At 75.7% G+C, this 10,083-nt stretch carries 1 protein-coding gene (only partly in view); it reads right to left on the reverse strand.

Annotation, left to right across the window (positions count from 1 at the left end):
* A protein-coding gene (locus FHX31_RS17875) for a type I polyketide synthase (protein ID WP_184976818.1) crosses the window boundary here: on the reverse strand, positions 1-10,059 show its 5' portion. It extends 19,755 nt beyond the left edge of the window; the window shows 10,059 of its 29,814 coding nt (coding positions 1-10,059); it begins with the start codon at positions 10,057-10,059; its stop codon lies beyond the left edge, outside the window.
* Between the last annotated feature and the right edge of the window lie 24 nt (positions 10,060-10,083).

A 10,083-nucleotide genomic window follows, 5' to 3' on the forward strand; every position in this document is an offset into this window, starting at 1 on the left:
GACGATGGCGATCGGCTCGTCGACGGTTGTCGCCCGCACGGCCTGCTGCTGCGCGGCGACCTGGCCGGACAGCTGCTCGTACAGGTGCTCCGACAGGGCGCCGGGGGTCGGGTAGTCGAAGACGAGTGTCGACGTGAGTCGCAGCCCGCTCGCGCTGTTGATCCGGTTGCGCAGCTCGACGGCGGTCAGCGAGTCGAAGCCCAGCTCCCGGAACGCCCGGTCCGCCGGCACCGCCTCGGCGCCGCCGTGGCCGAGGACCTGCGCGATCATTCCGCGCACCAGCAGCGCCACCTGCGCACGCGCCTCCTGCGGGTCGAGGCCGGCCAGCCGGTCGGCCCACGCGCCGGTGCCGGAGCGGCGGCGCTTCGCGGCCGGTCCCACCAGGCCCCGCAGCATCACCGGCACCCGGCCGGCGGCGGTCTGCGCCCGCATGGCGGGCAGGTCGACCACGGCCGGCACCAGGGCCGCGCCGCCGTGGGTCAGGGCGGCGTCCCACAGCCCGAGCCCGACGGGGGCGGTCATCGGGACCAGGCCGGCCCGGGTCACCCGGGCCCGGTCGGCGTCGTTGATCGACGCCGCCATGCCGTCGGTGTCCCACATGCCCCAGGCGAGGCTGACGGCGGGCAGCCCGCGCTGCGCCCGCAGCACGGCGAGGGCGTCCAGGAAGGCGTTGCCGGCCGCGTACGCGGCCTGGCCGGGAGAGCCGAGCACTCCGGCGACGGAGGAGAAGAGCACGAAGAGGTCGAGGTCCAGCTCGGCGGTCGCCTCGTGCAGCCACCAGCCCGCCGTGACCTTCGGGGCAAGCACGTCCGCCAGCCGGTCGGCGGTGATCCCGCTGACGATGCCGTCGTCGAGGACGCCGGCGGTGTGGACCACCCCGGCCAGGCGGTCGTCGGCGGTGATGGACCGGACCAGCTCGCCGACGCGCTCGCGGTCGGTGACGTCGGTGGCGACCACCCGGGCGGTCGCGCCCAGCGCGGCCAGCCGCCGCACCAGTTCGTCGGCGCCGGGGGCAGCCGGCCCCTGCCGGGACACCAGCACCAGCGAACGCACGCCGTACGCGGTGACGAGGTGTTCGGACACCAGGGCGCCCAGCGATCCGGTGCCGCCGGTCACCAGGACGGTTCCCCCGCCGAGGGCCGCGGGGGTGCGCGCGGCGCCCGTGGCGCGGACCAGCCGCGGCAGGTACGCCGTGCCCGACCGCACCGCGACCTGCCCGCCGAGGGCGGGGCCGTCGGCGACGGCGGCGAGCAGGGCCAGCAGGTCGGCGTCCAGGTCGGTGCCGGGTTCCAGGTCGGCCAGCACGATCCGGCCGGGGTGCTCCGACTGGGCCGAGCGCAGCAGGCCCCAGACCGCCGCCCCCGCCAGGTCGGTGACGCGGTCGTCGGCGCCGGTAGCCACCGCGCCGCGGGTCACGACGACCAGCCGCGAGTCCGCCAGCGGCCCGGCCGCCAGCCACGCCTGCACCACGCCGAGGACGTCCGCCGTGACGGAGCGCACCGCGTCGGGCACGTCCGCGCCGGAAGGCGCCGGGGTGACGGGCAGCAGCAGCGCCGCCGGGGCGGTGCCGTCCGTCGCCGCCGTGGTCAGATCGGCGACGCCGGCGTACGCCGGAAGCTGCGGGGCGCCGTCGAGCGGACGCCCACCGAGCACGACCCAGCCGTACGCGCCGTCGGGCGCGGCGATCTGCTCCGGCTGCCAGGAGACCTCGAACAGGGATCGGTACGCCTCGTCCGGCGCGGCCGCCAGGCCGGTCATCTCGCGCAGCGTCAGCGAGTCCACCGACACCACGGGCACGCCCGTCTCGTCGGTGGCTACCAGCCGCACCGAGCTGCCGGAGGCGGTGAGGCGGACCCGGAGCGTCCGGGCGCCGACGGCGTGAACCTGCACCCCCTCGAACGCGAACGGCACCCGGGGCCCGCCGCCCGCCTCGTCGGCGGGCAGCAGCCCGACAGGGTGCAGGGCGGCGTCCAGCAGCGCCGGGTGCACCCCGAAGCCCGCCGGATCACCGGCGAACTCGTCGGCGAGGGCGACCTCGGCGAACACCTCGCCGTCGGCGGTCCACGCCCGGCGCAGGCCCCGGAAGACCGGCCCGTACGCGAGCCCGTGCTCGGCGACCGTCGCGTACCAGCCGGTGACGTCCACCTCGGACGCGCCGGGCGGCGGCCACGCGCCAAGGGTGGGCTCGTCGACCGTGGGGGCGTCGACGAGGCCGTCGGCGTGCCGGGTCCACCCCGACTCGGGGTCGTCCTCGGACTGCGAGTGCACGGTCACCGACCGGCTGCCGGTGCCGTCGACGGGACCGACCCGGACCTGCACCCGTACCCCGCCGCCGGTGGCGGGCAGCACGAGCGGGGCGAGGACGGTCAGCTCACGGACACGGGAGGCACCGACCTCGTCGCCCGCCCGGACGACGAGGTCCACCAGGGCGGTGCCCGGCACGACCACGGCGCCGGAGACGACGTGGTCGGCGAGCCACGGGTGCGTCGACACCGACAGCCGGCCGGTCAGCACCACCATGTCCTCGCCGGCGACCGACACCGCCGCGCCGAGTAGCGGGTGTCGCGCCACGCCGAGGCCGGCCCCGGAGACGTCGGCCGACTGGCCGGCCGGCGGCAGCCAGTACCGCTCCCGCTGGAAGGCGTACGTGGGCAGGTCCACCCGCCGCGCGCCGGTCTCGGCGAACCACGACTGCCAGGTCACCGGCACGCCGTGCACGTGCAACTCGGCCAGGGCGTGCAGCAACGCCTGCGCCTCCGAACGGTCACGGCGCTGCACAGCCACCGCCAGCACGGCCTCGTCATCGGCGAGCAGGTCGGCGTTCATAGCGGTCAGGACGCTCTGCGGGCCGACCTCCAGGAACGTATCCACACCGGCAGCCCGCACGGCGGCGACCCCGTCGGCGTACCGCACAGCCTCGCGCACGTGCCGCACCCAATACTCCGGCGTGCAGATCTCGTCACCAACCAGGGCACCGGTCACGTTCGACACGACCGGCAACAACGGCGCCGCAAACGCCAACCCGCCCAGAACCGTACGGAACTCATCGAGCATCGGCGCCATCAACGGGCTGTGGAACGCGTGGCTGACGGTGAGCCGACGGGTACGCACCCCCCGATCCCGCCAGACCCGCTCCACCTCGGCCAGGGCCTCGACGGCACCCGACACCACCACTGCGGCAGGCCCGTTGACCGCCGCGATACCGACCCGATCGGTCAGCCCCGCGACCGACTCCGCCACGGCCGCCTCATCAGCGGCTACGGCCAGCATCCCGCCACCGGTCGGCAGCGCCTGCATCAACCGACCCCGCGCCGCCACGAGGGCGCACGCATCCGCCAGGGACAACACACCCGCGACATGCGCCGCCGTCACCTCACCGATCGAGTGACCGGCCAGCATGTCGGGAACGACCCCGAACGACTCCACGAGGCGGAACAGCGCCACCTCGACCGCGAACAGACCGGCCTGCGTGAACACGGTCTGGTCCAGCAACCCCGCCTCGGCGGAATTCAGAGAAGCGAGCAGCACCTCCCGCAGCGGGCGCGGCAGCAGCGGGTCGAGGTGTCCGCACACCTCGTCCAGCGCGGCGGCGAACACCGGGAAGACCCCGTACAACTCCCGGCCCATCCCGGCACGCTGCGCACCCTGACCGGAGAACAACAGCGCCAGCTGGCCGCGCTGGCCGCCCGGGCCGGTGAGCACGCCGGCCGAGAGCTCGCCCGCCGACACGGCTTCGAGGCCCGCCAGCAGTTCGTCCCGGCTCGCACCGGACACGACGGCCCGGTGCTCCAGTACAGAGCGCGACGCCACCGAGGACCACGCCACGTCGAGCGGGCGCGGGGCCTCGGTGCCGCCGAGCCATTGCGCCCAGCGGCCGGCCTGCGCCGACAGCCCGGCCGCGTCGCGGGCCGACAGCAGCAGCGGCAGCACCGTCGGCGGCCGGGACGGCTCGTCACCGGTGACCGGCTCGTCGCCGTCGGCCGGCTCGTCCGCGTCGGTCGGCGCGGACGGCTGCTCCAGGATCAGGTGCACGTTCGTACCGCTGATGCCGAACGACGACACGGCGGCCCGGCGCGGCCGGTCCACCGCCGGCCAGGGGCGCGCCTCGGTGAGCAGGGAGACCGCGCCGGAGGACCAGTCCACGTGGGGGGTCGGCTCGTCGAGGTGCAGGGTCCGCGGGAGCAGGCCGTACCGCATCGCCTGCACCATCTTGATCATGCCGGCGACGCCGGCCGCGGCCTGGCTGTGGCCGATGTTCGACTTGATCGAGCCGAGCAGCAGCGGCCGGTCGGCGGGGCGGCCCTGGCCGTAGGTGGCCAGCAGGGCCTGCGCCTCGATGGGGTCGCCGAGCGTCGTTCCCGTGCCGTGCGCCTCGACCGCGTCGACGTCGGCCGTGGTCAACCGGGCGTTTGCGAGGGCCTGCCGGATCACCCGCTGCTGGGCGGGGCCGTTGGGGGCGGTGAGGCCGTTGGACGCGCCGTCCTGGTTGACGGCGCTGCCGGCGAGCACGGCGAGCACCTGGCGGCCCTGCCGCCGGGCGTCGGAGAGCCGCTGGACCAGCAGCACGCCGACGCCCTCCGACCAGCCGGTGCCGTCGGCGTCGGCGGCGAAGGACTTGCAGCGCCCGTCCGGGGCGAGGCCGCCCTGGCGGGAGAACTCGACGAAGGCACCGGGGGTCACCATGACGGTGACGCCGCCGGCCAGCGCCATGTCGCACTCGCCGCCGCGCAGCGCCTGAGCGGCCAGGTGCACAGCCACGAGGGAGGACGAGCAGGCGGTGTCGACCGTCACCGCCGGGCCCTCCAGCCCGAAGGTGTACGACACGCGGCCGGAGATGACGCTGTGCGCGCCGCCGGTGAGCTGGTAGCCGGCCAGCTCGGCCGGTGTGTCGGTGGTGCCGTAGCCCGACGGGGAGGCGCCGACGAAGACGCCGGTACGGCTGCCGCGCAGCTCGTCCGGGTCGATGCCGGCCTGCTCCATGGCCTCCCAGGACGCCTCCAGCAGCAGGCGCTGCTGCGGGTCCATGGCGACGGCCTCGCGCGGCGAGATGCCGAAGAAGCCCGGGTCGAAGGTGGTGGCGCCGTCGACGAAGCCGCCCTCGCGGGTGTGCGAGACGGGTTGCCCGTCGGCGTCGACGGCCAGCAGCCGGCCCATGTCCCAGTGCCGGTCGTCGGGGAAGCCGCTGATGCCGTCGCGCCCGGTGGCGACCAGGTCCCACAGGTCGTCCGGGTTGGCCACGCCGCCCGGGTAGCGGCAGCTCATACCGACGATGACGATCGGGTCGCCGTCCACCGGCCCGGCGGGGCCCCAGGCGGTCACGGTCTCGACCTCGTGCAGGCGCAGCGTCACCGACAGGTGGTCGGCGAGGGCGGCCGGGTTCGGGTAGTCGAAGACCAGGGTGGTGGGCAGGGTGAGGCCGGTGGCGGCGCCGAGCCGGTTGCGCAGCTCGACGGCGGTCAGCGAGTCGAAGCCGAGTTCCTTGAACGCCCGGCCGGCCTTGACCAGGTCCGTGCCGGAGTGGCCGAGCACGGCGGCGGTGTGCGTGCGTACGAGGTCGGTCAGGTGGCGGTCCTGCTCGGCGCGGGGCAGCGTCAGCAGGTGCTGGCGTAGCCCGCCGCCGGCGGTGTCCTCCGGCTCGGCGTCGACCACGCGCAGGGCGTCGCGCGCCTCGGCGACGTCGTCGAGCAGGGGGCGGGCGCGGGCGGCCGCGAACGCCGGGGTGAACAGGGACCAGTCGACGTCCGCCACGGTCACCGACGGCACGGCCCGGCCGACGGCGCTGCGCAGCGCGTACACGGCCTGGGCCGGGGACATCGGGCTGAGGCCGCGGCGGGCCAGCAGTTCCTGGCCCTCGCCGCTGGCCATGCCGCCCTCGGCCCAGGGGCCCCAGGCCACGGCGGTGGCGGCCAGGCCGCGGGCGCGGCGCCGCTCGGCGAGGGCGTCGAGGAAGGCGTTGCCGGCGGCGTACGCGGCCTGTCCGCCGCTGCCCCAGATGCCGGCGATGGAGGAGAACAGCACGAACGCGTCGAGCGGCCGGTCGCCCAGCAGCTCGTCCAGGTGCACGGCACCGGCGATCTTGCCGTCGAGCACCCCGGCCAGCCCGGCGAGGTCGGTGTCGACCAGCATGGTCAGCTGGCCCACCCCGGCGGCGTGTACCACCGCGGTCAGCGGCGCCGGGTCGGCGTCGACGTCGCGCAGCAGCGCCTCGACGCGGGCGCGGTCGGCCATGTCGGCGGCGACCAGGGTCACCCGGGCGCCGAGCCCGGTCAGTTCGTCGCGCAGCTCGGCCGCCCCGGGGGCGTGCTCGCCGCGGCGGCTGGTCAGCACGAGGTGCTCGGCCCCGTTGGCCGCCGCCCAGCGGGCCACGTGCGCGCCCAGCGCGCCGGTGCCGCCGGTGACGAGGACGGTGCCGGACGGCTGCCAGCGGTCGACGGCGCCGACGGCCGCCGGCGTAGCACGCACCAGTCGCCGTACGAAGACGCCGGAGGGTCGTACGGCCACCTGGTCCTCGGGGCCACCGCCGGTGAGGACGCCCACCGCGTGGTCCCAGTCGCCGCGCCCGGGCGCGTCCGGCAGGTCGACCAGGCCGCCCCAGAGCTGCGGGTGTTCCAGCCCGGCGACCCGGGCCAGGCCCCACAGCCCGCCCTGGGCGACGCTGCGCACCGGGTCGGTGTCGCCGGTGCCGACCGCGCCCCGCGTGAGCATCCACAGTGGTGCCGTGACGTCGGCGGCGTGCAGGGCCTGCACCAGCGTCATCGTGGCGGCCGTGCCGAGCGGCACCGCCGGCCGCCCGGGGTGGGGCCGCTCCAGCAGGCCCAGCAGGGAGACGATCCCGGTGAACGGGGCGTTCCCCACGGTCTGGGCCACCCGCGACGTCACCTGGTCGCGCTCGGCGAGCGGGTCCACCGCCAGCCGGGACACCTCGCCGCCGGCGGCGCTCAGCGCCCCCGCGAGCGCCCCGGCCCACTCGGTCGTGGCGGCGTCGTCGGCGGGCTCCACGAGCAGCCAGCGGCCCGACGGGGTGACCGGTGCGGGGGCGGCGGTCCGCTTCCACACCACCCGGTACGACCAGCCGTCGACGACGGCGTCCCGCAGCCGCGCCCTGCGCCAGGACGACAGCACCGGCAGGGCCGGGGCGAGCACGTCCAGGGCCGCGCCGTCGACGCCGATCTGCGCCGCGAGCGCCGCCACGTCGGAGCGCTCGACGGCCGACCAGAACTCGACGTCCACCACGTCCGGGCTGACCGGGCCGGTGGCCGAGGCCGGCATCTGCTCGGGCCAGTAGCGCCGCCGCTGGAACGCGTATGTGGGCAGGGCGACCGGGGTCGCTCCGGTGCCGGCGTAGAGGGCCGCCCAGTCGACGGGTGTTCCGTTGACGTGCAGCTCGGACAGGGCGGCGAGCAGGGCCCGCGACTCGGGGCGGTCGGCGCGCAGGGCGGGTACGGCGACGACCGGGGTGTCGTCGTCGGCGTCCGCCGGCTCCCGCCCGCTCAGCACGTCCCGGGTCATGGCGGTCAGGACGCTGCGCGGGCCGACCTCCAGGAACGTGTCCACCCCGGCGGTGCGCAGCGCGGCGACCCCGTCGGCGAAACGCACAGCCTCCCGGACGTGCCGCACCCAGTAGTCGGGACTACGGATCTCGTCGACGTCGGCCAGCGCACCGGTCACGTTCGACACGACCGGCAACGCCGGCGCCTCGAACGTCAACCCGTCCAGGACCACCCGGAACTCATCCAGCATCGGCTCCATCAACGGACTGTGGAACGCATGACTCACCGACAACCGGCGCGTCCGCACACCCCGCCCACGCCAGACCCGCTCCACCTCGTCGAGCGCCTCCACCGCACCGGAGACCACCACCGACGTCGGCCCGTTGACCGCCGCGACCCCCACACCGGTCGAGCCGTCCAGCGTCGCCAGCACATCGGCCTCGGCCGCCGCAACGGCCAGCATCCCGCCACCGGCCGGCAACGCCTGCATCAACCGGCCCCGCGCCGCCACAAGCTCACACGCATCCGCCAGCGACAACACCCCCGCCACATGCGCCGCCGTGACCTCGCCGATCGAATGACCGCCGACCATGTCGGGGGCGACGCCGAAGGACTCGACGAGCCGGAACAGCGCCACCTCGACCGCGAACAGACCGGCCTGCGTGAACACCGTCCGGTCCAGCAGCTCCGCCTCGGCGGAACCCTCGGGTGCGAACAGCACCTCCTTGAGCGGGCGCGGCAGCAGCGCGTCGAGCTGTGCGCACACCTCGTCCAGCGCGGCGGCGAAGACCGGGAACTCCGCGTACAACTCCCGGCCCATGCCGGCGCGCTGCGCGCCCTGACCCGAGAAGAGCACCGCGAGCGGACCCCGGTCGGCGGCCTGCCCGGCGACCAGCGCGCCGGACGGCTGCCCGGCGGCCAGGGCGCGCAGCCCGGCCAGCAGCTCCTCGCGGTCGGTGGCGGTGAGCACCGCGCGGTGTTCCAGCGCGGAGCGCGACACGACCGACGACCAGCCGACGTCCACGGTGCGGAGGGCCTCGTCGTCCTCCAGCCACCGGGTCCAGCGGCCCGCCTGCGCGCCGAGCGCGGCCTCGGAGCGGGCGGAGAGCAGCACGGGCACCGCCGGCAGGGCGACTGTGGGTGCCGGTCCGGCGTCGGCGGGCTCGACGGCATCCGGCGTCGGTGGCTCCTCGATGATGGTGTGCGCGTTCGTGCCGGAGATGCCGAACGACGACACGGCCGCCCGGCGGGGACGGTCGGTCGCCGGCCACGGCGTCGCCTCCGTCACCAGCGACACCTCGCCGGCCGACCAGTCCACCTTCGACGTCGGCTCGTCGACGTGCAGGGTGGACGGCACCAGCCCGTGCCGCATCGCCATCACCATCTTGATCACACCGGCCACGCCTGCGGCGGACTGACTGTGACCGATGTTCGACTTGATCGAGCCGAGCAGCAACGGCCGGTCGGCGGGGCGGTCCCGCCCGTACGTGGCCAGCAGGGCCTGCGCCTCGATCGGATCGCCGAGGACGGTGCCGGTGCCGTGCGCCTCGACGGCGTCCACGTCGGCCGTGGTCAGCCGGGCGTTCGCGAGGGCCTGCCGGATCACCCGCTGCTGGGCGGGGCCGTTGGGGGCGGTGAGGCCGTTGGACGCGCCGTCCTGGTTGACGGCGCTGCCCCGGATCACGGCGAGGATCGGGTGTCCCTTGCGCTGCGCGTCCGACAGCCGCTCCACCAGCAGGATGCCGACGCCCTCGGACCAGCCCGTGCCGTCGGCGGCGGCGGCGAACGACTTGCAGCGGCCGTCGGGGGCGAGCCCCCGCTGCCGGGAGAAACCCACGAACGGGCCGGGGGTGGCCATGACGCACACGCCGCCGGCCAGGGCCAGGTCGAAGTCGCCCTGCCGCAGCGCCTGGCACGCCAGGTGCAGGGCGACCAGCGACGACGAGCAGGCGGTGTCGACGGTGACCGCGGGGCCCTCCAGGCCGAGGGCGTACGCGATCCGGCCGGAGACGACGCTGGTGGCCGTACCGGTCAGCAGGTAGCCCTCGTCGGCGCCCTCGGCCTCGCTCTGCGGGCCCATGCCGTAGCCGTTGGCGGCGGTGCCGACGAAGACGCCGACCTTCTGCCCCCGCATCGAGGCGGGTGCGATGCCGGCGTGCTCGAACGCCTCCCACGACGTCTCCAGCAGCAGCCGCTGCTGGGGGTCCATCGCCACGGCCTCGCGGGGCGAGATGCCGAAGAACTCGGCGTCGAAGTCGGCCGCGTCGTAGAGGAAGCCGCCCTCGCGGGTCGTGGAGCGGCCGGCGCGGTCGGCGTCCGGGTCGTACAGGTTGTCCAGGTCCCAGCCCCGGTCCGTCGGGAAGCCGCCGATCGCGTCGCTGCCGGAGGCCACCAGGTCCCAGAGCTGCTCGGGGCTGGCGACGCCGCCCGGGTAGCGGCAGGACATCGCGACGATCGCGATCGGCTCCCGGGCGGCGGCGGTCAGCTGCTGGTTGAGCTGGCGGAGGCGGCCCGTCTCCTTGAGCGACGCGCGAAGCGCCTCGACGACCTTGTCTGCGGACGTAGACATCATGAGCTCCGTACTGGGGACAAC

The organism is Micromonospora sp. CNZ286, assembly GCF_014207755.1.